Origin of the sequence: Oceanobacillus picturae, from assembly GCF_000612865.1 — a bacterium.
In the GTDB taxonomy this organism is placed as follows: domain Bacteria; phylum Bacillota; class Bacilli; order Bacillales; family Amphibacillaceae; genus Oceanobacillus_B; species Oceanobacillus_B jordanicus.
Genome location: NZ_CCAX010000002.1, coordinates 242,387 through 264,230 on the forward strand (window position 1 = coordinate 242,387; position 21,844 = coordinate 264,230).

26 protein-coding genes and 1 other annotated feature (1 of these 27 only partly in view) are annotated in these 21,844 nt (G+C 40.6%); of the genes, 11 read left to right on the forward strand and 15 right to left on the reverse strand.

Annotation, left to right across the window (positions count from 1 at the left end; all coding sequences use genetic code 11):
- Positions 1–86 precede the first annotated feature (86 nt).
- The 9 genes from hisC to hisZ are packed head-to-tail and all read right to left on the reverse strand — an operon-like array spanning position 87 to position 7,658.
- On the reverse strand, positions 87–1,154 hold the full coding sequence (hisC, locus tag BN988_RS12260; RefSeq protein ID WP_036577087.1) for a histidinol-phosphate transaminase: 1,068 nt from the start codon (positions 1,152–1,154) through the stop codon (positions 87–89).
- Positions 1,147–1,788, reverse strand: a complete 642-nt coding sequence (gene hisIE, locus BN988_RS12265; RefSeq protein WP_036577088.1) for a bifunctional phosphoribosyl-AMP cyclohydrolase/phosphoribosyl-ATP diphosphatase HisIE — start codon at positions 1,786–1,788, stop codon at positions 1,147–1,149. Before hisIE ends, hisC begins: the two co-directional genes overlap by 8 nt.
- Entirely contained in the window at positions 1,779–2,552 is a 774-nt protein-coding gene (hisF, locus tag BN988_RS12270; protein WP_036577089.1) for an imidazole glycerol phosphate synthase subunit HisF, read from the reverse strand. Before hisF ends, hisIE begins: the two co-directional genes overlap by 10 nt.
- Positions 2,542–3,264 (reverse strand): 1-(5-phosphoribosyl)-5-[(5-phosphoribosylamino)methylideneamino]imidazole-4-carboxamide isomerase, encoded by a 723-nt coding sequence (gene hisA, locus BN988_RS12275; RefSeq protein ID WP_036577090.1) that lies wholly within the window; start codon positions 3,262–3,264, stop codon positions 2,542–2,544. Before hisA ends, hisF begins: the two co-directional genes overlap by 11 nt.
- Positions 3,261–3,866 carry an imidazole glycerol phosphate synthase subunit HisH gene (gene hisH / locus BN988_RS12280; protein WP_036577091.1) on the reverse strand — a complete coding sequence of 202 codons (606 nt, stop codon included), beginning with the start codon at positions 3,864–3,866 and terminating at the stop codon, positions 3,261–3,263. Before hisH ends, hisA begins: the two co-directional genes overlap by 4 nt.
- A 54-nt stretch (positions 3,867–3,920) precedes the next feature.
- Positions 3,921–4,505 (reverse strand): imidazoleglycerol-phosphate dehydratase HisB, encoded by a 585-nt coding sequence (gene hisB, locus BN988_RS12285; RefSeq protein WP_036577509.1) that lies wholly within the window; start codon positions 4,503–4,505, stop codon positions 3,921–3,923.
- A complete protein-coding gene (gene hisD, locus BN988_RS12290; RefSeq protein WP_036577092.1) occupies positions 4,492–5,784 on the reverse strand; it encodes a histidinol dehydrogenase in 1,293 nt (430 codons plus the stop codon). The genes hisB and hisD overlap by 14 nt, the downstream gene beginning before the upstream one ends.
- A complete protein-coding gene (gene hisG, locus BN988_RS12295) occupies positions 5,765–6,415 on the reverse strand; it encodes an ATP phosphoribosyltransferase (protein ID WP_036577093.1) in 651 nt (216 codons plus the stop codon). Before hisG ends, hisD begins: the two co-directional genes overlap by 20 nt.
- Position 6,416: 1 nt before the next feature.
- Positions 6,417–7,658, reverse strand: a complete 1,242-nt coding sequence (hisZ, locus tag BN988_RS12300) for an ATP phosphoribosyltransferase regulatory subunit (RefSeq protein WP_051557922.1) — start codon at positions 7,656–7,658, stop codon at positions 6,417–6,419.
- 201 nt (positions 7,659–7,859) lie between these two features.
- Here hisZ and BN988_RS12305 point away from each other — a divergent pair, with 201 nt between their 5' ends.
- The 3 genes from BN988_RS12305 (at position 7,860) to murB (ending at position 10,578) form a co-directional block, all read left to right on the forward strand.
- Positions 7,860–8,660, forward strand: a complete 801-nt coding sequence (locus BN988_RS12305; protein WP_036577094.1) for a histidinol-phosphatase HisJ family protein — start codon at positions 7,860–7,862, stop codon at positions 8,658–8,660.
- A gap of 135 nt (positions 8,661–8,795) precedes the next feature.
- A complete protein-coding gene (locus BN988_RS12310; RefSeq protein ID WP_036577095.1) occupies positions 8,796–9,608 on the forward strand; it encodes an alpha/beta fold hydrolase in 813 nt (270 codons plus the stop codon).
- 25 nt (positions 9,609–9,633) lie between these two features.
- Positions 9,634–10,578: a UDP-N-acetylmuramate dehydrogenase gene (gene murB, locus BN988_RS12315; protein ID WP_231495235.1), complete on the forward strand. Its 945-nt coding sequence runs from the start codon at positions 9,634–9,636 to the stop codon at positions 10,576–10,578.
- A gap of 107 nt (positions 10,579–10,685) precedes the next feature.
- Here murB and ehuA read toward each other — a convergent pair whose 3' ends face one another.
- The 4 genes from ehuA to ehuB form a co-directional block, all read right to left on the reverse strand.
- Positions 10,686–11,456: an ectoine/hydroxyectoine ABC transporter ATP-binding protein EhuA gene (ehuA, locus tag BN988_RS12320; RefSeq protein ID WP_036577097.1), complete on the reverse strand. Its 771-nt coding sequence runs from the start codon at positions 11,454–11,456 to the stop codon at positions 10,686–10,688.
- A complete protein-coding gene (gene ehuD / locus BN988_RS12325; protein WP_036577098.1) occupies positions 11,457–12,167 on the reverse strand; it encodes an ectoine/hydroxyectoine ABC transporter permease subunit EhuD in 711 nt (236 codons plus the stop codon).
- The gene (locus BN988_RS12330; protein ID WP_036577513.1) at positions 12,167–12,793 is read right to left on the reverse strand and encodes an amino acid ABC transporter permease; all 627 of its coding nucleotides are present in this window, start codon (positions 12,791–12,793) and stop codon (positions 12,167–12,169) included. The genes ehuD and BN988_RS12330 overlap by 1 nt, the downstream gene beginning before the upstream one ends.
- Positions 12,794–12,984: 191 nt before the next feature.
- Positions 12,985–13,887, reverse strand: a complete 903-nt coding sequence (ehuB, locus tag BN988_RS12335) for an ectoine/hydroxyectoine ABC transporter substrate-binding protein EhuB (RefSeq protein ID WP_036577099.1) — start codon at positions 13,885–13,887, stop codon at positions 12,985–12,987.
- A 438-nt stretch (positions 13,888–14,325) separates the two neighbouring features.
- On the opposite strand from ehuB, the gene BN988_RS12340 reads away from it, so the two are divergent.
- The 3 genes from BN988_RS12340 to BN988_RS12345 are packed head-to-tail and all read left to right on the forward strand — an operon-like array spanning position 14,326 to position 16,407.
- Positions 14,326–15,231: a ketopantoate reductase family protein gene (locus tag BN988_RS12340; RefSeq protein ID WP_315970424.1), complete on the forward strand. Its 906-nt coding sequence runs from the start codon at positions 14,326–14,328 to the stop codon at positions 15,229–15,231.
- Positions 15,232–15,247: 16 nt separating this feature from the next.
- Positions 15,248–15,421 (forward strand): YtzI protein, encoded by a 174-nt coding sequence (gene ytzI, locus BN988_RS18695; RefSeq protein WP_081779439.1) that lies wholly within the window; start codon positions 15,248–15,250, stop codon positions 15,419–15,421.
- 5 nt (positions 15,422–15,426) lie between these two features.
- Complete coding sequence (locus BN988_RS12345; protein WP_036577514.1) at positions 15,427–16,407, forward strand: Gfo/Idh/MocA family protein; 981 nt, start codon at positions 15,427–15,429, stop codon at positions 16,405–16,407.
- 223 nt (positions 16,408–16,630) lie between these two features.
- On the opposite strand, the gene BN988_RS12350 is transcribed toward BN988_RS12345, so the two are convergent.
- Complete coding sequence (locus tag BN988_RS12350) at positions 16,631–17,596, reverse strand: ring-cleaving dioxygenase (protein WP_036577101.1); 966 nt, start codon at positions 17,594–17,596, stop codon at positions 16,631–16,633.
- Between the two features lie 87 nt (positions 17,597–17,683).
- Complete coding sequence (locus tag BN988_RS12355) at positions 17,684–18,262, reverse strand: M15 family metallopeptidase (RefSeq protein ID WP_036577102.1); 579 nt, start codon at positions 18,260–18,262, stop codon at positions 17,684–17,686.
- 204 nt (positions 18,263–18,466) lie between these two features.
- Between BN988_RS12355 and BN988_RS12360 the strand changes: the two genes are divergently transcribed.
- The 5 genes from BN988_RS12360 to BN988_RS12380 are packed head-to-tail and all read left to right on the forward strand — an operon-like array spanning position 18,467 to position 21,588.
- Positions 18,467–19,084 carry a glycerol-3-phosphate acyltransferase gene (locus BN988_RS12360; RefSeq protein WP_036577103.1) on the forward strand — a complete coding sequence of 206 codons (618 nt, stop codon included), beginning with the start codon at positions 18,467–18,469 and terminating at the stop codon, positions 19,082–19,084.
- A gap of 15 nt (positions 19,085–19,099) precedes the next feature.
- Positions 19,100–19,585: a DUF456 domain-containing protein gene (locus BN988_RS12365; RefSeq protein WP_036577104.1), complete on the forward strand. Its 486-nt coding sequence runs from the start codon at positions 19,100–19,102 to the stop codon at positions 19,583–19,585.
- A gap of 24 nt (positions 19,586–19,609) precedes the next feature.
- Positions 19,610–20,458, forward strand: a complete 849-nt coding sequence (thiD, locus tag BN988_RS12370; RefSeq protein ID WP_036577105.1) for a bifunctional hydroxymethylpyrimidine kinase/phosphomethylpyrimidine kinase — start codon at positions 19,610–19,612, stop codon at positions 20,456–20,458.
- Positions 20,455–21,006 (forward strand): cysteine hydrolase family protein, encoded by a 552-nt coding sequence (locus tag BN988_RS12375; protein WP_036577106.1) that lies wholly within the window; start codon positions 20,455–20,457, stop codon positions 21,004–21,006. The genes thiD and BN988_RS12375 overlap by 4 nt, the downstream gene beginning before the upstream one ends.
- Before the next feature lie 33 nt (positions 21,007–21,039).
- Positions 21,040–21,588, forward strand: a complete 549-nt coding sequence (locus tag BN988_RS12380; RefSeq protein WP_036577107.1) for a GNAT family N-acetyltransferase — start codon at positions 21,040–21,042, stop codon at positions 21,586–21,588.
- Between the two features lie 72 nt (positions 21,589–21,660).
- Positions 21,661–21,844, forward strand: a binding site (T-box leader) (it continues 36 nt past the right edge of the window).

Consider the following 21,844-nt stretch of genomic DNA (forward strand, 5'->3'; position numbering starts at 1 on the left):
CTAGTAATGATCCGGCATTTTTGCATCATTTGTAGTGTGAACTCGTCAATTAGCGAAGCATTTCCTGTAGCGCCGTTTAGGCATTCCTAAGTTGCCTCTATTATTATTTGGTCTAACTGATGGAAAAGCTGCTGCATCTCTTCATCCGTTCCAATTGTGATGCGTACGTAATTTTCAATGCGTGGCTTGTTGAAATACCGAATTAGGATGCCAGATACCTTAAGCCTCTCGTAGAGCTCTTCTGCAGGAATTGTTTCATGTGTAGTGAATATAAAGTTTGTCTGAGATGGCAGAACGGTAAACCCACGTTGATTCATTGCACTAATCGTCCATTCTCTTGTGGTTTTAACTTTCTCTGTCATGTCAGCATAATAATCGGTCGCTTGAAACGCCGCCTCCGCTCCCGCGATAGCAAGTCGATCCAAGGTATAAGAGTTAAAAGAATCCTTAATACGCGTAAGACCTGAAATCAAATCCTCATTTCCTAGTGCATATCCCACTCGAAGGCCGGCAAGCGACTTTGACTTAGACATGGTTTGAATGACCAAGATATTCTCGTAATCTTGAACAAGTCTCACTGCAGAGTCACTGGCAAAATCGATGTACGCTTCATCAATAATAACAACTTGATTCGGATTTTGTGCAGCAATTTCCTCAATAGAACCCAACTCCAGATAAATACTCGTCGGTGCGTTTGGGTTCGGAAAAATGACACCACCCTGCGATTGGAAAAAAGCTTCCTTAGGTATAGTAAAATCTGCTTGTAAGGGTACAGTCTCAAATGGAATATTAAACAGACGTGCATAGACAGGATAAAAGCTATAGGAAATATCCGGGAATCGGATTGTTTTATCTTGGTCAAAAAAGGCCATAAAGGAAAAAGCAAGTACTTCGTCTGATCCATTGCCGACAAAAACTTGTTCTTTCTTTAGTCCATGTAAGTCTGCAATTCGCTTTTTCAACTGACCCGCAGTAGGAGATGGATATAAGTTGAGACTGTTTGTAGCTTCCTGTTCAATTGCCCTTACCACGGCAGGGGAAGGGGGATAGGGATTTTCATTTGTATTCAGTTTAATGATCCCTGGCTGATTTAACTGTTCTCCAGGTACATAGGGCTCACAGCGGAGGGTGGCTTTGCTCCAAAACCTACTCATTTTGGTTGCCAGCCTTATTAATATGCCGTTTCATTAGCTCTTTTTTTATATCTGATACAGAAACATCAAGCAGCTCCATTAATACCAGTGTATGGTAGGTTAAATCTGCTATCTCCCAGGTAACCTCCTGTTTATCCGTGTTTTTAGCCCCAATGATAACTTCACTGGCTTCTTCGCCTATTTTCTTTAATATCTTATCAATTCCCTCATTAAATAGATAGGTTGTATATGCCCCTTCTACGGGATTATTCCGACGTTCCTTAATGTTATTAGTCAACATTGGGATAATCTCACTTGCAACTTCTTCTTTTTCGTAGAGTGTATTGTGAAAACACGTTTCCTCTCCAGTATGACAGGCAGGTCCAACCGGCGTTACGTGGATCAATAAGGCATCTGCATCACAATCAAATTTGATTTTCTTAATCTTTTGCTTGTTCCCTGAGGTTTCGCCTTTATTCCAAAGGGATTGGCGCTTCCTACTGTAAAACCACGTCTCACCAGTTTGGATGGTTTTCATAACGGCCTCTTCATTCATATAGGCCAATGTAAGTACTTTAGCATTTTCGGCATCTTGTACGATGGCAGGAATTAAGCCATTATTATCAAAGGAAAGTTTTTCTATCTCTACCTCCATGATTGTTCACTCCTAACGTTGATTGCTTTCGTCTGTAAATACTGTTTTAATTCTGGAATTGGGATCTCATTATAGTGAAATACAGAGGCGGCAAGGGCTGCGTCTGCATATCCTTCTTGGAGTACATCAGAGAAATGCTCCAATTTGCCAGCACCACCACTTGCGACGATTGGGATATTCACAGCTTCTGCAAGTTGCTTAATTAGATCAAGTTGATAGCCGTTTTTCTCTCCATCTGTATCAATAGCGTTAATTACAATTTCACCAGCCCCTAGCTCTTCACCGCGCTTTGCCCATTCGATTGCATCTAAGCCTATATTGTTGCGGCCACCTTTGGTAAACACCATCCATTTATTATCTGCTGTTTGCTTTGCATCAATGGATAGTACGATGCATTGAGACCCGAATTTCAAGGCAGATTGTTGAATAAGTTGTGGATTCACTACTGCTGAACTATTAACTGAAACCTTATCGGCACCTGAGCGAAGGATTTTGTGAATATCTTCGACTGTCCTTAACCCACCACCAACCGTAAAAGGGATCGCGATCTCCGCTGCTACTTTTTCTACGATGTCAGCAAGGATGTCTCGTTCTTCATTGGAGGCGGTTATATCATAAAACACGAGTTCATCTGCGCCGGCTTGATTATATCGTTGTGCAAGTTCGACTGGATCAGCTACATCCTGTATGTTTTGAAACTTTTTCCCTTTTACAACCCGTCCTTTATCTACATCCAAACAAGGGATTATCCTTTTAGCGAGCATTTGACTCATCCTTTACGATATCTTCAAAAGATAGTGTGCCGTCATACAAGGCCTTTCCGATTATAGCTCCATATAGTTGCAGATTTATTAGCTGTTGAATATCTTCTTTCGTTGTGACTCCACCTGAAGCAATTACATTCAGGTTTGTTGCCTGATTCATGGCTTCAAGTTCTTCCAGGTTAGGACCTTGAAGCATTCCATCTTTTAAAATGTCAGTGTATACAATGGTTTCGACGCCGATTTCTTCAAGCTCTTTAACCAAGTCAATGGCACGAATGGTGCTTGTTTCGGTCCAACCATTTGTTGCAACAAACCCGTTACGGGCATCAAGCGATACTGCTATTCGACCCTTGTACAGCTCTACTGCCTTCTGGAGAAAGGGACGATCTGAAATTGCTGCAGTTCCGATAATTACTCTTTCCACACCTGCTTCAACATACCTTTTTATTGTTTCCAGTGAGCGGATACCGCCACCGACTTGTACAGGAATGGGACTTATAGAAGCAATCTCTTCGATGAGCGATTGATTTGCAGATATACCTGATTTCGCTCCATCTAAATCAACGATATGGATAAAGTCCGCCCCTTGCTTTTCCCATTGACGGGCAACAATTAATGGGGAATCACTATATATTTTTTGTTGATTATAATCTCCTTGTGTAAGTCGTACACACTTTCCATCCTTGATATCTATAGCTGGAAATAATATCATCTGATCATCTCCCCGAAGTTTTTTAATAGCTGTAAACCAACCGCGCCACTTTTTTCTGGGTGGAACTGCATCCCTGTTATGTTTTTATCCTGAACGACTGCAGGAATAGTCCCTCCATACAAGGTACTTGCGACCAAAGATTGGTTCTCATAATCCGTGACAGCATAGGAATGGACAAAATAGGCGTATGCTTCTGGGTTAATACTCCGCAAAATAGCGTTGTTCCCATGCTGGTCTAATGTGTTCCAGCCAATATGAGGAACTTTTACATTTCCCGTTATTCGTGACACAGCACCTTTGAGTAGGCCAAGCCCTTCCCACCTTCCGTCTTCATAGCTCGTTTCATAGAATAATTGCATGCCTAGACAAATGCCGAGTAAAGGCTTGCCGTTTGCAGCCTCTTCCTTTAATATTTTTGCTAATCCTAGACTTCTAATGGCTTCCATTGCGTCATTAAAGGCACCAACTCCTGGGAGAATGATAGCTTTACTTTCCTGGACTACGTTAGATTCTGTAGTAACGACAGAGGAGAGGCCCACTTTATTTAATGCGAATTGCAGACTCTTTATATTGCCTGCACCATAATCAATTATCGCGATCATTACTTTTCGCTCCTTCTGTAAATAGCGTTGTGCACATTCTTTACATGTAATCTACTAAAGAGTCCCTTTTGTCGATGGAACACCTTTTATCCTGCTATTTTGTTGACTTGCTAAATCGAGGGCCCGACCTACGCCTTTAAAAATAGACTCAATGATATGGTGAGAGTTTTTTCCATACAACAGGTTAATATGGAGTGTCACTTTTGCATTGCTTGCAAAAGCTTGAAAGAACTCTTCTACTAACTCTGTATCAAAACTTCCAACCTTATCCTTTAATCCTTCTACGTGAAATACCAGATAGGACCGGCCACTTATATCAAGAGATATGCTAGATAATGCTTCATCCATAGGGCTAGAAACGGTGGCATATCGTGTTATTCCTTCTTTGCTTCCAAGTGCTTCTCGAAAGGCTTGACCTAGCGCGATGCCAATGTCCTCTACAGAATGGTGCTGGTCCACTTCCAAATCACCATCACATGTAATCTCTAAATCAAATAGCCCGTGCTTGCTTAATAGAATAAGCATATGGTCAAAAAAGCCAATCCCTGTCTGGATAGCGGAGTTCCCTTCTCCGTCGATTGAAAGGTCTAACGTTATGTCCGTTTCGGCTGTCTTTCGTGTAACATTACTTTTGCGCATTTTTCCCATCCCTTCTTTGATAAATTGCGTTGGCATGAGCAGTTAGCCCTTCTGTTTCCGCTAAGTGAATTATCGGTTCAGATGCTTTTAGTAAAGCCTCTTGTGAGTACTGGATGATACTTGATTTTTTCATAAAATCATAGACACCTAGAGGGGAGGAGAAGGCTGCCGTTCCACTCGTTGGCAAGGTATGATTGGGTCCTGCAAAATAGTCACCAAGCGGTTCTGGAGAATAATTGCCAAGGAAAATAGCTCCTGCATTTTTTACAAATGGCAATTTGTCAGAAGCATTCTCCATCATCAGTTCTAAATGCTCAGGTGCTATTTGGTTGATAAGGTCGAATGTTTCTTGTTCATTCTTTGTGATAATAATACGTCCAAAATCTTGTAAGGAAGCTTTTATAATGTCTTTTCTTTCTAACATTTCTAGTTGGATGTACATCTCATTTCTAACTTTTTCAGCTAACGTGGTACTGTTTGTAATGAAAAAGGTACGAGCACGCTCATCATGCTCGGCCTGTGAGAGCAGGTCTGCGGCAATATATGCTGTAGGGGCGGAACCATCTGCTGCTACACATATTTCGCTTGGTCCTGCAATCATGTCAATGGCTACATCACCAAATACCCACTTCTTTGCCCTGGCGACAAAAGCATTCCCAGGTCCTACGATTTTATCTACCTTAGAAACTGTCTCTGTACCATAAGCTAATGCGGCTATTGCTTGAGCGCCACCGATTTTGTATACAGTATCTACGCCCACTTCCCTTGCTGCTGTAAGCACATAAGGATTTACCTTTCCATCTTTCTGTGGTGGTGTCACAATAGCGATTTCCTCTACTTGAGCTAATTTTGCTGGAATCACGTTCATTAGTACAGAGGAAGGGTAGGCAGCCTTTCCACCAGGGATATAAATGCCAGCTCGACCTATGGGTGTAATCATTTGGCCGAGTGTTATGCCTGATGACTTATGAAAGAACCAAGACTTTTCGAGCTGCTTTTGATGGAATTCCTCAATGTTTTGTTTTGCTTGCCTCAAGGAATTTATAAAATTACCATCAACAAGTTCTGCTGCCTCTGTAAATTCCTCCTCTGATACGAGCAACTCTGTAAGCTTTACGCCATCAAATGCTTCGGTATAATCGTATAATGATTGGTCTCCTGTTTGTCTCACCTTTTGAATGATTTCTAGTACAGTTTTATCAAGGTTTTGATTATCTTGTTCCAAGGTAGTTGTGTTACGTTCTTCTTCAAGGTATGAGTCAGCCGTTATGATTCTCATATTCTTCCTCCAGTCCTACTGTAAGTCTCTTGATGAATAGCTGAATATCATTTGATTTTGTGGCGAAGCTCGCTTTATTCACAATCAGCCTTGTGCTAATATTTTCAACGTCCTCAAAGACTTCCAATCCATTTTCTTTTAACGTATTTCCTGTTTCCACAATGTCTACTATGACGTCAGCTAATCCGATTAGGGGAGCAAGCTCAACAGATCCATTTAGCTTGACAGTCTCCACATCCAATCCTTTTTTTTGAAAATGTTGTTCGGTGATGTTGGGATATTTTGAAGCCACTGTTAGGCGTTGCTTGGAAGGGGGAAAGTCACCTGCTCTTCCAGCGACAACAAATTTACACTGTCCTATTTTCAAATCTAGTAATTCATAGACATCTGCCTGTGATTCTAGAATGTTGTCTTTTCCTGCGATGCCAATGTCTGCCGCCCCTTTTTCAACATAAGTTGGGACATCAACGGCCTTAACAAAAATTAACTTTATCGAAGCATCCTCACTTAGAAAAACAAGCTTACGTGTATCTTCATGAAAGTCCTGAAACTGAATACCTATTTTCTTTAATAAATGAATCGTGCTATCGGCGGTTCTGCCCTTTGCTAGTGCGAGAGTTATGTTGGACATCTTACTTACCTCCGTTTTGCTTCAGAATGTCTAAAAGTGCTTGGTAGTTACGAAATGTTTGTGTGTCTTCTTCAGTTGTTATCGTATTTACAGATTCACTGAGAGTGATTTTTATGTCTATAGGCTTTTGGGTAACCGCAGATGATTCAGGAAAAATGCGAACGGTAAAACCATCCTCGCGTAGAAACTGTGCGGTTTGGAATGCTTCCTTCTGCTTGCTCTTTTCATAGGTCATGATAAGCTGTGGCACCATCGTTACTTCACTTATCTGGCCTTTTTGCACTAGCGCTTCCTGTAGTAAATCCACTTCCATAGCAAATCCAATAGCAGGCAGGTCAACACCGTATTGGTCTCCTAAATGATTGTAGCGACCTCCCATGAGAAGGGGGTGTCCGACCTGTTCAACAAATCCTTGGAAAATGATATCTGAGTAATAATTCATGTTGTTGATTAGTCCAAGATTTAAGACGATATGTTCTCCAACCTCGTAATCTTCTAATATATCCACAATCTCTGATAGGTTATTAAGATTTTTATGCATCTCTTCATTTAATAGCTTATCTGAAATCTGTTGCATGACTTCCCGCGGTGTCCCGTAGAGCATGGGAATAGCTTGCATGGCTTCGCGCAGATCTTCTGTTAAAGATAATTGTTCAAGAAATGGTACCATTTCTACAATGTTTTTTGACTGAATCAACGATTGTAGCTGTTCTATTTCCGAAGGGTTCAATCCTGCTGGAGCAATTAATGATTTAAAGAATCCAGCATGGCCTATTTCTATTTTAAAGTTGGAGAACCCTAATTCCTTTAAATTATGAATCGCAAGCATAATTACCTCGGCATCTGTTTCAGGCCGGTTATTACCCAAGCATTCGACCCCAGCCTGCGTACTTTCCTTTGTACCAGTACTGGCTGTACTTCTAAAAACATCTTGAATGTAAAAGTAACGCAACTCTTCTTCCGGCATCCCACCTTCGGCAACCATTCGCGTTATGGGAATGGTAACATCCGGCCTCATAACAAGAACCTTTCCGGAAGAATCAATAACCTTTACCATATCGTCTTTGTTTACAGTACCAGTAAGCTTTGAATAAAGATCATAGGATTCAAAAGTAGATGTCCTAATTTGTTCATATCCGTAAGTAGAAAAACGATTTTTAAATTGGGTGATCAAGGTTTCTCTTCGTTTAAATCCATCTGCATTATATTCCGCTTTCGCTGAACCAATTTGATAGGATGGCATGACAATACTCCTTTCTTTGTCTAACTCCGAGCGGCAAAAACTAGGCGACTTCCCTTAGCTCTTTAATACGTGCGCTCTACGTCTTCCTTGATAAATCAAAATATTTTATATCCTTTATCGCTTTATCGCTTTATCTTAGTAAAGTTATATAGTATTGTAAGTAGTATAGTTAGAAAAGTCAACCAAAAGGAGAAGATTTTAATGTTTGATTACCATATACACAGCAATTTCTCGGCTGATTGCTCTACGCCAATGGAGAAAACGATCGAATCTGCGATTAATAAGGGACTTAAGGAAATTTGTTTTACCGAGCATGTTGATTTCGACTACCCTGATCCAACTATTTCATTTGAGCTTGATCTCAATCAATATGAGAAAAAGCTAAAGGAAATGAAACAGAATTACGGGGAAAGCATTAGTATTAAGAAAGGTGTGGAAATTGGGGTCGAACCACATCTTCTTTCCCGCTATGAAGAACTTATTGCAGCGAACCGCTTTGACTTTATTATTTGTTCCATGCATACGTCTGAGCAAAAAGACCTTCATTCAGGGAGTTTCTTTGCTGGTAAAACGGTGGAAGAGGCATATCAGCTTTACTATGAAGAGTTGCTCGATTGTATAACCCATTTTCAGGACTATAACGTGTTGGGTCACATTGACTTGGTCAAAAGGTATACAGAGCAAAAGAGTAAGCTTGATTTTCACGATTTATTAGAACAAATTTTCAAGAGAATTATTGCAGACGGAAAAGGGATTGAATTAAACACATCAGGGTTTCGTTATGGGCTAAACAGTGGAATGCCAAGCACAGATATATTAAAACTTTATAAGGAGTGTGGGGGAGAAATCATTACTTTAGGCTCTGACTCTCATATGGAAACAACAGTTGCTTACGGATTTAGGGATGCTTTAGAGTTGCTCCAATCAATTGGCTTTTCCAATATTGCTACTTATTCCGATCAGAAGCCAACCTTTCACGCGATTGAAGAGATGTTTCAATAGAGGCGTTGTGTTAGAAAGAGTTACCAATAAGGACGCGAAATTCATCTAAATTACGAATAATTTGGTGTGTCAGGGACAGAAATAGGGCGAAAATGGTATACTTAAGGTACAACTGTGAAAGATGAGGGATACTCTTTGAACCGAAAAAATATTACAAGGCTAACTGTAGGCTTTATAGTCTTGTTGGGAATGATCTCATTGGGTTATCAATCTGAACGAAAGCCTGATATTAGTACAACCAAGCCAACGGTTTTTCTGCATGGCTATAAGGGGACCTTTAACTCGTTTGGCTTCATGCTTGATCGATTTGAGGACAAATATAACTGGGGAAATAGGGCGTTAATTTACTATGTTTCTGCCAATGGTGAAATCAGTACACGCAATTTAAGCAAAGGGAGATCAGAGCCGCCACTTGTCCAAGTTGTATTCGAAGATAATCGCGCAGGCTTTACTCAAAGTGCTGCCTGGTTTGCCTCTGTTCTAAAGCATATGAAGCAGCACTATTATGTGGAAAACGTTAATTTAGTTGGGCATTCCATGGGTGGTATAGTGTCACTTGAATTCTTGAAACAATATAATGATAAAGAACTATATCCGAAGGTTGATAAATTTGTGGCTATCGCTAGTCCATTTGATGGAATTTACAGCGAGGGCTATTTTCAAGTAAACCATGGTCCTGCCGCTACAGATCTTATACCTGGATCGGCTGCGCTGGAAATGTTGCGTGAACGGCCATTCCCTGAAGATATCAGTGTCTTAAGCATTGGGAGTACAGGGGATAAGGTAGCGGTGCCAGAAAGCCTTAAATCCTTGCGTCAGATCATCCCAAAGGAACAGCTTGAAGAGATTGTGATAGAGGATAAGAGTCTTGGGCATAGTGGATTGCATGAAAATCAACAGGTCGACCAACTTATCCATTCTTTTCTATGGAAAGATCGTGTTCAATAACTTAAAATGAAATAGGTGCTGCGGCATGCGGAATAACTTCAAAGGAATGATACAGATGATTAATCATCCCATATATGAAAAGCTAATAGAAATAACGAACAAGCAAAATGTCATGGTAGATGAATTGTTAAGTAACCATACGTATACGCGACTCGGTGGAAAAGCGGACATTCTTGTTACACCGGAAACATATGAAGAAGTGCAGGCTATCGTAAAGCTGGCTAACAGCGAAATGGTAGCTTTTACGTTGTTAGGAAACGGATCCAATCTAATTGTAAAAGATGGTGGCATCCGTGGGATAGTCATGAACCTAAAAAAACTCAGCTCAATTCAAACGACTTCAAACACCATTGTCGCAGGGAGTGGCGCAAGGATTATTGATGTATCAAGAGAAGCATTGGAGCGTCGGCTAAGCGGACTTGAATTTGCCTGTGGGATACCTGGTTCGGTTGGCGGTGCGCTGTTTATGAATGCTGGTGCTTACGGCGGGGAGATAAAAGATGTCCTTGTCAGTACAAAAGTGGTAGACCCGGAAGGTAATTTGCTGACACTGCCAGTAGGGGAATTAGAGATGGATTATCGCACAAGTAACATCCCAGAAAAGAAGTATATTGTACTTGAAGCAACCTTTGCACTTCAACAGGGCGAGTATGAACAAATTAAGGACGTTATGGACGATTTAACGTTTAAACGTGAGTCAAAACAGCCATTGGAATACCCGTCCTGTGGAAGTGTATTTAAGCGTCCCCCTGGCTATTTTGCAGGTAAGTTAATTCAAGATAGCGCTTTGCAAGGGAAACAGATTGGCGGGGCGCAAGTGTCCCTGAAGCATGCCGGCTTTATTGTAAATAAAGATGGAGCGACAGCAAGTGAATATATTGCTTTAATTCATCACGTGCAAGAGACAGTCGATGAAAAGTTTGGCGTTAAGCTAGAACGTGAAGTTAAAATTATCGGAGAAGATGCATAAGTAATAGGGCATCTTATTATTAAAAAAGCTTTGGACTGCTAAATAGCAGATTCCAAAGCTTTTTTACATGTTAAGAAATGTTTCGTACCAAATAATACTAACTAGAGTTAAGCTCTAAAGCGCTTAAGGAAGCTTTGTAGTCGCTCGTTACTGGAATGTTCAATAACTTCACTTGCTGTTCCTTGCTCTGCGATAACACCTTCATCAAGGAACAAGACCTTATCTGCAACATCTAGAGCAAAATCCATCTCATGTGTAACGAGGATCATGGCCATTTCTCCCTCTTTTGCAATATCCCGAATAACCTCGAGTACTTCTCCGACAAGTTCCGGATCCAAAGCAGAGGTTACCTCATCAAACAACATGACCTTCGGGCGCATAACTAAAGCACGGGCCATGGCAACTCGCTGTTTTTGTCCACCGGAAAGCTGGCTTGGATAATTATCTAATTTATCTCCAAGTCCAACTTTTTCAAGCATCTGGATAGAGTGTTGTTTCGCTGTCTGTTTATTTTCCTTCTTCACATGGATTGGTGCGGTCATACAGTTCTCTAAAATAGTCATGTGTGGAAAAAGGTTAAAATGCTGAAAAACCATGCCGATATCTCCGCGCACTTCACGCAAATGCTTTTCATTTGCGTCAACAAGCTGTCCATTCTTATCCATCTTCCATAGGTTTTTCCCGTCGACGATAATATCACCGGAAGTTGGTTTTTCCAATGTCATTAACATGCGGATAATGGTAGTTTTCCCTGAACCACTTGGTCCAATTACTGCCACTTTTTCAGCGGGCTTAATATCAAGATTAATCCCTTTTAATACTTCTACATCCCCAAAGGATTTGTGCACATCCTGAAATGTTACAATTGGCTCTGTCATTTAAGTTGTCGCTCCTTTACTACTATTTAAAGTTTCTTTTTTATCAAAACGTCGATTCATTCTTTTTTCTAGCTTACTTATTAGAATAGCAGAAGGATAGCTTAAAACTAAGAATAAAATCGCAACAATTGTTAAAGGCTCCAAATATGCCCAATATTGTGCGCCATAACTATTCGCCATATGAAGGATTCCTACTACGCCAATCGTGGAGGCAAGTGGAACTTCTTTAAACATAATAATTAAGTAGTTTCCAAGCATGGGAATGGTTGGAGGGATTGCCTGTGGCAAAATAACCTTTAACCACTTTTGCCTTGTAGAGAGATTTAGAGCTTGTGAAGCTTCCCACTGTCCCTTATCAACTCCTTCAATTCCGGATCGGTATACTTCTCCAATGTAAGTACTGAAGTGTAGTCCAAGGCCGAGTACAGCACTAGTAAATGGCGACAGAGTCATCCCCACGACAGGGACCATTGGCCATGCAAAGTAAATAAAGAATAATTGTACCAAAGGTGGGGTAGAACGAATGAATTCCATTACCCATGTCACAATCCAATTCAAAGGCTTAAACGGTATTCTTCGTAAAAAGGTCCACACAAAGCCGAATATGAGTGAAAATAAGTAGCAGGCAAATGTTAGTCCAACGGTAATGCCCAGTCCTTCCAATACAACAGGAAAGGCGTCAAAAAATATATCCCAACTCCAATTATCCATTAGCTAGCCACTCCTTTCTTGGAAATAACTTCTGCTTTGCGCGTTAGCCAGATAATTGGTAACGCTAGAATAAAGTAGAAGACTAAAAGAAGTAAGTACACGGTTGGAGCTTGTGACAAGTCATTACTTCGTAGAATGTTTCCGTAGTATAATATATCGTTCATTCCAATTAAGTACACTAAGGATGTTGCTTTTAGCATTTGAATTAAATAATTTCCGAACTCTGGTAACATCATGCGCACGGCCTGTGGTAAAATAATAAGCCGCATACGCTGAAAGCTAGACATGTTGAGTGCTGTTGCGGCTTCAGTCTGCCCCTTGGCAACAGAAAGAATAGATCCCCTTACAATTTCTGACATATAGGCACCATAATTCAGCGCAATGGCAACAACCCCAACAAGCCAATTACTGCCAAGCTGAATGTCAAAAAGCATGGGAACAGCATAGTAGAGCCAAAATAATTGAACGATTAGTGAGGTGCCACGAAATAATTCAATATAGAATCCGGTAGCCTTGCGAATGAATACATTAGAAGATAGACGGCAAAGACCTGCTATAAATGCCATCAGGTAACCTAAAATCGCAGAGGCGATAAGGACAGAGAGAGTTATATTAATCCCACGCATAAGGTATGGAAATATATCTGTAAATACACTAATTGGAATCACTCCTTTTCATAGTAGTCAACATAGAAAAACATAGGATCTGGCCCCCCTTGGCGGGAGGAAGACCCTATGGAGTCTCGTCATCTAGAAGATGTGAAACGCTCAGTTTATTCTTTGGACTGAATAAAGCAGTTTTAATTTTTTTGTTATGATTAGTAATTTTCTCCGCTACAAACTGATTCAGTTGTGATTTCTCCGGCTTCAGCCATATTGCTTTCCGGGTCAAACCCATTTGCTTCAAGCAACTCGGCAACAGTTCCATCTTCTTTCAGTTCTTTAAGTTTTTCATTATATGCATCCCTTAATTCGGTATTATCCTTAGAGAATGCAGCTGCGCCATAGCTTGGTACCCCTTCGATATCAGGCTGCTCGAAATTATCAACAAACTCAAGATCATCCCCAGCAGTTTCCACCGCCATGCGAAGTGTCATTTCTGTGGCCGTTGTAACATCAGCTCTATCCGCTTGGATGGCAGAAAAGGTTGCTGGAATATCATCGGCAGGAGTTACTTGATCATCACTGACCCCTACACTTTCAAGATAACCTACTTCTGTTGCACCAGACATTACAGATACTCGGATGTCCGGGTTGTCCGCGATGTCTTGGTAGCTTTGGATATTAAGTGGGTTTCCAGCCTGTACGACCAAGCCTTCACCATACACCATTTCCGGTTCACCAAAGGCTGCCTGTTCACAGCGGTCCGGTGTAATAGCCATTCCAGCTGTCACGACATCAAATTGATTTGCTTGCAGTCCAGGAATAAGAGAATCGAAATTAGAAAGCTGTGATTCCATGTTATCAATACCTAGTTCCGCAAATACAGCCTCTGCAATATCTACTGCTGCACCTTTTAGTTCACCATCTTCTTCATAAGCGTAGGGCTCTTCATTGGCAAAGCCAATTGTAACCGTTCCTGCTTCTTGTAATTCTTCCAGTTTTCCACCATTACTATCGCTGTCGCCACCATCGCCACTCGCACCTTCATCTTCTGAGCCACAGGCAGCCAGAGCGATTAATATTAAACCTAATAAACTAGTAAGTATAATTTTCTTCATATTGTTTCTATTGACCTCCTATTTTTTATTTTCCAAGCATGCTTTTCTTTTATTAAGCCATATATACAAGGTAACCATTCAAGGCGTGACTTTGCTCCTAGGAAAAACATCACCCCTTATATGTAAAAAAAATTACCGAGAATTGGCTGACTTAATGAAAAGCACTTATATAATTATGTTAAAGGTATTACAAGAACGTTTCAAACCCAGTATATTTTGATTATTTATAATTAACTGGCGTATAGTGCAAATAAGTAAGTTAGAGTGTCAGAGACAAAAACATACTAGTGTATTGTTCCGTATGCTTTCATTTTCCCAACATTTGGTTGAAACTGATGACGTTGATTTAAAAGGCTATTATAGACAACATAGTTAAGGACAAGGTACGATAGAAAGAGTGGAACGAGATTAAACAAAGGGGGAATACTTTTGAAAGTTGTGATAGTGGGAGCCGGAGCATTGGGTGGATATTTTGGGGCACGATTACACGAGGCAGGGGCAGAAGTAACCTTCTTGGTACGAGAAAAGAGAGCAGTCCAACTGAAGGAGCATGGCTTGCGAATTTCAAGCCAAAAAGGTGATTACACTATTAAAAATCCAAATGTAACGACCGATCCAAATAACATTCCTGAAGCAGACCTAGTATTAGCAGGCGTGAAAGGATATCACTTAGATGGTATCCTTGAGCCACTAAGAGTGCTCTCCAATAAAGGGGCTTATGTGCTTCCTGTATTAAATGGGATAGAACATATTGAACTTCTGCAAAAGCATTTGGGGAACAAAGCTGTACTCGGAGGCTTGTCGTTTATTATCGCAACATTGGATAATAGTGGACATGTGATCCATTCAAGTGACTTTCATGACCTTATTTTTGGTCCGCTATATACGGAGCAAACAGAAATATGCGAAAAACTCCAAGCTCTGTTTACTAAGGCGAATTTTCATGCTATAAATAGCGAGAATATCCTTGAGGAACTTTGGAAGAAATATTCATTTATCAATGCCTTTTCTGGTATTACTACGGCTACGAATCTTGCTATTGGAGAAATAAGAGAACAACCAAAGACGTTTCAGATTGCCAAAGAATTGCTGAAAGAAATGAAGCAGCTAGCAAATGCATATGGAGCAGAATTAAAAGATGAGCATATTGAAGAGGCGGAAAAGAAATTGATCACACTTCAGGCTGAAGCAACCTCCTCTATGCACCAAGACCGAAGAAAAGGCCTTCATCTTGAGCTAGAACATCTACATGGTGGCGCAATCCGGTTAGCTGAAAAGACAGGTATTAATCTGCCATACACAAAAGCTATTTACGGTATCATCAAGCCATTTGAAAAGGCGTAGAAATGGAGGGGGCAATTTGTCTACATTTACTATTGTTATTATTGTGATGGTCGCTGTAGTGGCAATTGTTTTGCTTTTATCGCTGTTTACCATTTCAAAAGGGTATGCATACAAACATGAAGTTGATCCATTACCTGGTGAGGATAGCAACAAAGAGGATAACCAAGAAGAAAAAGAAGAGGAGAAATGATAAAAATGAAATTTTCAACAATAGGTACAAGCTGGATAACAGAATCCTTTATAGCCGCAGCAAAACAGTCAGGATCTGCTGAACTACATGCTGTTTATTCTAGAACAGAGGAAAGTGCTAAAGCATTCGCGGAGAAAAACGGAGCGAAACAGTGGTTTTCTAATTTGGAAGCTATGCTACAGGACGAAGAATCCGACTTTATTTATATTGCTTCACCGAACAGAATGCATTATGAGCATATGATTATGTGTATGGAGAATGGTAAACATGTGTTTTGTGAAAAACCAATGGTCTTGAATGAATCACAGTGGAATCATGTACAGGAGACAGCAAAGGAAAAGGGCGTCTTTGTATTTGAAGGATTTCGTCATCTTTATTCCCCTAATTATAAGAAGTTAAAAGATCAGTTGGCTCAAGTTGGTCAGGTTCGCAGTGTGATGCTGCAATATGTACAGTATTCTTCTAAATATGATGCCTTTAAAGAAGGAAAAGCACCTAATGTGTTTTCCAAAGAGTTTGCTGGTGGCGCAATAATGGACCTAGGCGTTTACCCGCTAAGTTTGGCACTAGACTTGTTTGGCGAACCGAATAACATTAACTATTTTCCTGTCCTGCTGTCGAACGGAACGGATGGAAGTGGCACCCTTGTACTAAGCTATAACGAATTTGTTGTCACCATCCTCTGTTCAAAAATAGCCCAAGGGACTGCACCATCTGAAATTCATGGGGAAGATGGTGCCTTAAGAATGGATCATGTGGCACCAATCGAACAGCTGTCCTTTTATGATAGAAAAACAAAAGAGACAACAGAATTAGCTGAAAGGCAGGAGCAATTAGACATGATTTATGAAGCCCAAGCCTTCGTTAAGATGGTAAAGGAACAAAACCTTGAGGAACACGCGGCAGGACTAGAACGAAGCAGACAGGTTGCAAAATGGACGTCTGAAGCAAGAAAACAGCACAATATTCTATTTCCAGGAGAGTAATAAGGGACGATAAGTAAAAGGTCGAGCGATAAATCTAAAATCGCTCGACTTCTTATATTTTTATAAAGTTTAAAGGCGAACATAAATACCTTAGCCTTTTTTTGCACGTTAGAAAAGTATAAAATTTTAGCAAGGAAGCAATAACGACGCAGTTAAAATTTTGGAGTTCCAAGTATAAGAAAAAACATACTCATTCGCTAAAAGACGAGCGAATGTGAGTTTTTCAAATATCAAGTGGTTTTAATCTAGCTTCAATACGTTCCCTATCTTGTTCAAAATATGGGGGCAATGCCAGCGATTCGCCTAGGTGTTCTGGATCTTCGTCGGTTGTAAAGCCAGGACCGTCTGTAGCTAGTTCAAAAAGAATACCATTTGGCTCTCTGAAATAAAGAGATTTAAAGTAATAACGCTCCACTAATCCTGAGTTGGGAAGTCTGGCACTTTGCAAGCGTTCCTTCCAATACTGTAATTCCTCTTCGTTATCTACACGGAATGCCACATGATGGACACTCCCTCTTCCAGGTCGTTCTCTTGGGAGGTCGGGTCTTGTTTCCAAATGAACCTCAGCACCAGTGCCACCTTCGCCAGTTGAAAAGACACGTACATCCTGCTGACCTTGAACTAAGGAAGGGTAACGATCGATCTCCTTAAAGGAGAGAACCTCTGTTAGCACCTTTATGGTTGGATCTGGATCATTAACAGTGAGATGACTTGGCCCAAGTCCGATGATGGCATTTTCAACGGGAACTGGCCCCTTTTTCCATGGGGTACCACCTTTTACACCATTGTTTGTTTCATCTGATACTAACTTAAGCCTCTGGCCTTCTGGGTCTCGGAAAGAGACAATTTTTCGGCCACCCACAGTAATGATGTCATCATGGTCAACCTTATACTCGATGAAGCGTTGCTTCCAGTATTGTAGAGCATTGTCATCCTTAACACGTAGAGATGTTGCAGAGATACTGCTGACACCAGGGTAGGTCGTACCTGCACGTGGTATTTCAAAAAACGTCAAATCAGTGCCAGGGTTGCCTATCTCATCTGCATAAAATAAATGGTACACGGAAGTATCATCCTGGTTTACCGTCTTTTTAACAAGGCGCATTCCGAGCACTTCTGTATAAAAAGAGTAGTTGTCTGCTGCGTTTGCCGTTAATGCTGAGACGTGGTGGATACCTTTCAGTTCCATATGTTTTCCTCCTTCGATCAATTGTGTATGATATTTACTCGGAAAATAGTTTGAATTCAAGATAATTTTATTATAATCCTCACTGAATTAATTGTCTACTTCCTCGACTCCCTGTTCGGTCTTTGGTCTTAACCCGTTCTGAAGATCTCTTATTGAAAGGCCAAACGTCATTTGAAGGTGCGGATAATCCTGGAATTTCTCCCAATCCCCACCCCATTCAAAGCCGAGATCCTTTGCTATGTCTGCAACCTCGAACCAGTCAGAGTCACCGTTTCCATTTCCATCATAGTTAAGGTCCCAGATAAGGTTCCCATCCTGATCGGAGAGGGCATAATCAATGGCCAAGCCATAATTATGATAGGATTCTCCTCCTTGTGCGTGTGTAACAATGTTTCCCTCAGTCGTTCGCCCTTGTTCATAAAGAGCGTTCTGTTCATCATAGCTTCGAATGGTTTCCGTGATAATCAATTCTATACCTATATTCTCAGCCTCTTTCACTAGCTTGTTTTTATGCTCTTCAACGATAGGATGAAGCTGTGTTGGAATGGATGCATCCTTTCCTTTGTCATCATATTTTTTGTTTTGTTGGTTATATAATGTAAAAAGCAATACGAAGAATAGGATAATAATAAGCCACGTACTAAGTATGCTAGATGTCTGCCGCATGCTGTTATTCCCCTCAACCTATATTTCTAGTTCTTATCTTATTCTAACAAATAAAGAGGGCATTATGCTGTTGGAGAGGGAGGATTATGGAGCAAAATTCATGTTCTTTCTTTATGTTATTTACGTTATAATAAGGCCAATAAAGTGAAACTTCAATCAGTGGGGTTTTACGGACAGTTGCACCGGGATAAAGGAGGAATGCATATGTTAACCTTTATTGTTAGTTTACTGGGTTATATTTTCGGCTGTATCCACGGTTCCCAGGTGGTTAGCAGGATGAAGAAAGTCGATATAAAAAATAGTGGGGTTAAGAATGCTGGGGCTTCCAATACAACAATTTTACTTGGTTGGAAATACGGTATTCTTGTTGCATTAATTGATATTTTTAAAGCAACAGCAGCAATAATGCTAGCTTTATTTATCATAAGAGAGAGCGGTGTTAATGGGGATGCTCAGATTTTACTCGTTTATGTCACGGCACTCTTTGTAATTGTAGGGCATAACTATCCTATCACGATGAAATTTAGTGGAGGAAAAGGGACAGCCAGCCTTGTTGGGGGGCTACTGGCAATTGATTGGAAAATTGCCGTGATAGGAATTGCTATATTATTTCTATTTACCTTTACGACAGATTACCTTGTTGTTGGAGTACTGTTTATGTACCTGTCATTTCTAGTGACAACATACTTATTTTTCGGTGTGGAACCAACCATGATCGTCGTGTTCTTATCTTTGTTGAGTATTATGAAACATATGGAAAATTATAAACGTATATGGAGAAAAGAAGAGACGAAGCTTTCAAGTATGTTTCGTAAAAAATAATCACTGGAGGAACTTATGCTAGATATTATCATTTGGATCGCTATTAGCGTATTGTTTATACTAAGTTTTATAGGCATTATTTTCCCAATTGTCCCCTCTGTGCTTGTAATATGGGGTGGGTTTTTGCTTTATCATTTCGTGTTAAATAGCAACGAGCTTACTGCTGTTTTTTGGACGGTAATGATTGTTTTAACGGTTGTGCTTATCGTTTCAGATATTATTGCCAATAGTTATTTTGTGAAAAAATATGGTGGTAGTAAATGGGGAGAGCGGGGAGCGGCGATTGCAGTTATCATTGGATCGTTTATTATTCCACCGTTTGGTATCATTATCATCCCATTTGCTGCTGTGTTTATTATTGAAATGATTCAAAAGAGAACAGCACAGGAAGCACTGCTTGCATCTGTAGGATCCTTATTCGGCTTTTTAGGAGGAGCAGTAGCCAAAGTTGTAATACAGCTCGTTATGATTATCTGGTTTATAATCGTTGTGGTATTCTAAAGTAAGATAGAAAGGGTTTTTTTGATGAAACTACCAGCTAGAGTGATGACCATTGCCGGATCTGCTGCAGGAGGAAGTGCAGGGATTCAGGCAGATTTGAAAACATTTCAAGAATTAGATGCCTACGGAATGAGCGTACTTACAGCGATTGTTTCCAGGCATCCCCAGACAAAGAAAAATGTTCATCTCCAGACAATAGAGGCCATTGAAGCACAGTTTGCAACTGCTATCGAGCAAGTAGGTGTGGAAGGAGTAAAAATAGGGATGCTCTTTTCCGAGGAGATAATAGAGAGTGTGTCTGGATTAGTGAAACAAGCAGACATTAACTATTTAGTAGTTGATCCGGTAATGGTAGGAAAGATGAATTCGAAGCTACTTGAGGATAAGGCAATCCATGCACTCAAGGAAAAAATGATTCCAATGGCGACTATTATTACACCGAACGTACCAGAGGCATCTTTATTATTAGATGGAAGAAGGATTACGTCTGTGGGGGAACTAAAGCAGGCAGCGGTGGATCTTTATAATCTTGGTTGTCAAAATGTTCTTGTAAAAGGGGGGAGACTGGACGGTCCTGCCATTGATGTCCTATTCGACGGAAAGAATATGACATTGTTTGAGGCCCCGCGTATGGAAACCGCCAATACAAGTGGTGCTGGCTGTACTTATTCCGCAGCCATTACAGCATTTTTAACAAAAGGTTTTTCTGTTTATGAGTCTGTCAAAAAAGCAAAAAGTTTTGTTACGAGAGCGATTGAATATGGTTTTTCCTATACGGATATCGTTGGTCCGACTTACCATGCGGCCGAGAGGAAATATGGAGAAGCTAGCAAAATTAAAATCTATCATGTTAATCAGGGGGAAGCCAAATGAGTAAACGCGCTTTAATTAATGTAGATTACACATATGATTTCGTCGCAGAGGATGGGAAGTTAACATGCGGCAAACCGGGTCAAGCTATAGAGGATAACATCGTAAGCTTAACAGAAGAGTTTATTACGGTGGGAGATTATGTTGTGCTAGCAATTGACGCCCATCATGAAGGAGACGCATTACATCCTGAAGCCAAGCTTTTTCCGCCACATAATATTATAGGAACCTCTGGCAGGAATCTTTATGGAAGTTTAGCCAATCTTTATGAGCAATATAAGGATAAAGAGAATGTTTATTATCGTGATAAAACCCGATATAGCGCGTTTGCTGGGACTGATCTAGAATTAAAGCTGCGCGAACGCGGTATTGAGGAAGTACATATTATTGGAGTATGTACAGACATTTGTGTGTTGCATACAGCCGTGGATGCTTATAACAAAGGGTTCAAGATCGTAGTTCATAAGGATGCGGTCGCTAGCTTTAATCAAGCTGGCCATGAATGGGCGCTTGGTCATTTTGAAAATACGCTTGGAGCAAGTGTTATATAGAAAAGTTTGGCTCATATAGGAGGAAGAATAAAGATGGAATCATTATTTTTAGGGAAGCAGTTTAACTCTTTTAGGGTAAAGCAAGCCGCTCCCTCTGATGCGGTAGCAGTAACAGAATTACTAAAAGGTGTTGCCACTCGCTTGCAAGAGAATGGATTAAATCAATGGGAGTTCTTACTTGATGGTGGAGAAGATGCGGAGATTATTAATTCCATTAAACGCGGTGTTACCTATATCGTGACAGATGGTGAAAGACTTGTTGCTACTTTTAATCTCACAAATAAACAAAACGACTGGGATGCTCAACTTTGGGGAGCGAGAGAAGATAATGCTTATTACATTCATCGCCTTGCCGTACATAACCACTATACTGGAAGAGGGATAGGAAAAGATCTTCTGTTGTGGCTTGATGAAAATTTACAAGGGGAGGCGACGCTTCGACTCGACTGTATCGCGGATAACCCTGTTTTGAATGATTTTTATAAGCACGTAGGGTTCAAATATGTGGGACAGGGACATGCGGAAGGTGACTCTTTTTCCTTATATGAAAAAGAGACTCCCTCTCGAACATTAAACTCCTGAATGTGAAGGGGTGAGAAGAGAGCATCTTCTCACCTTGACTTTACAAGCATATCCCTTTATATTTAGGGATATATCGAAACGTTGACGAGGATTAGTATAATTTGTTTGTCTGTACAAGAGAGGGAATGGCGCTGTGAATTCCTACTGACACGAATTAGAACCTGCCTCCTGAGTTCGCCATTGGAAGGTTTAAACCGTAAAATGAGCGCGGGTCATGCCGTTATACATTTAAGTGTGCATCAGTAGTATGGATGCA

What these genes read in the sequence shown, in the direction of transcription:
- hisC (WP_036577087.1), bottom strand. Translation starts at nt 1,154, where the DNA reads ATGAGTAGGTTTTGGAGCAAAGCCACCCTCCGCTGTGAGCCCTATGTA.
- ehuB (WP_036577099.1), bottom strand. Translation starts at nt 13,887, where the DNA reads ATGAAGAAAATTATACTTACTAGTTTATTAGGTTTAATATTAATCGCT.
- hisG (WP_036577093.1), bottom strand. Translation starts at nt 6,415, where the DNA reads ATGTCCAACATAACTCTCGCACTAGCAAAGGGCAGAACCGCCGATAGC.
- hisZ (WP_051557922.1), bottom strand. Translation starts at nt 7,658, where the DNA reads ATGCCATCCTATCAAATTGGTTCAGCGAAAGCGGAATATAATGCAGAT.
- BN988_RS12350 (WP_036577101.1), bottom strand. Translation starts at nt 17,596, where the DNA reads ATGGAACTGAAAGGTATCCACCACGTCTCAGCATTAACGGCAAACGCA.
- BN988_RS12330 (WP_036577513.1), bottom strand. Translation starts at nt 12,793, where the DNA reads ATGCGTGGGATTAATATAACTCTCTCTGTCCTTATCGCCTCTGCGATT.
- hisF (WP_036577089.1), bottom strand. Translation starts at nt 2,552, where the DNA reads ATGCTCGCTAAAAGGATAATCCCTTGTTTGGATGTAGATAAAGGACGG.
- BN988_RS12380 (WP_036577107.1), top strand. Translation starts at nt 21,040, where the DNA reads ATGGAATCATTATTTTTAGGGAAGCAGTTTAACTCTTTTAGGGTAAAG.
- BN988_RS12355 (WP_036577102.1), bottom strand. Translation starts at nt 18,262, where the DNA reads ATGCGGCAGACATCTAGCATACTTAGTACGTGGCTTATTATTATCCTA.
- BN988_RS12305 (WP_036577094.1), top strand. Translation starts at nt 7,860, where the DNA reads ATGTTTGATTACCATATACACAGCAATTTCTCGGCTGATTGCTCTACG.
- hisB (WP_036577509.1), bottom strand. Translation starts at nt 4,505, where the DNA reads ATGCGCAAAAGTAATGTTACACGAAAGACAGCCGAAACGGACATAACG.
- thiD (WP_036577105.1), top strand. Translation starts at nt 19,610, where the DNA reads ATGAAACTACCAGCTAGAGTGATGACCATTGCCGGATCTGCTGCAGGA.
- BN988_RS12365 (WP_036577104.1), top strand. Translation starts at nt 19,100, where the DNA reads ATGCTAGATATTATCATTTGGATCGCTATTAGCGTATTGTTTATACTA.
- BN988_RS12360 (WP_036577103.1), top strand. Translation starts at nt 18,467, where the DNA reads ATGTTAACCTTTATTGTTAGTTTACTGGGTTATATTTTCGGCTGTATC.
- BN988_RS12345 (WP_036577514.1), top strand. Translation starts at nt 15,427, where the DNA reads ATGAAATTTTCAACAATAGGTACAAGCTGGATAACAGAATCCTTTATA.
- hisIE (WP_036577088.1), bottom strand. Translation starts at nt 1,788, where the DNA reads ATGGAGGTAGAGATAGAAAAACTTTCCTTTGATAATAATGGCTTAATT.
- murB (WP_231495235.1), top strand. Translation starts at nt 9,634, where the DNA reads ATGCGGAATAACTTCAAAGGAATGATACAGATGATTAATCATCCCATA.
- hisH (WP_036577091.1), bottom strand. Translation starts at nt 3,866, where the DNA reads ATGATCGCGATAATTGATTATGGTGCAGGCAATATAAAGAGTCTGCAA.
- hisA (WP_036577090.1), bottom strand. Translation starts at nt 3,264, where the DNA reads ATGATATTATTTCCAGCTATAGATATCAAGGATGGAAAGTGTGTACGA.
- ehuA (WP_036577097.1), bottom strand. Translation starts at nt 11,456, where the DNA reads ATGACAGAGCCAATTGTAACATTTCAGGATGTGCACAAATCCTTTGGG.
- BN988_RS12375 (WP_036577106.1), top strand. Translation starts at nt 20,455, where the DNA reads ATGAGTAAACGCGCTTTAATTAATGTAGATTACACATATGATTTCGTC.
- hisD (WP_036577092.1), bottom strand. Translation starts at nt 5,784, where the DNA reads ATGAGAATCATAACGGCTGACTCATACCTTGAAGAAGAACGTAACACA.
- ehuD (WP_036577098.1), bottom strand. Translation starts at nt 12,167, where the DNA reads ATGGATAATTGGAGTTGGGATATATTTTTTGACGCCTTTCCTGTTGTA.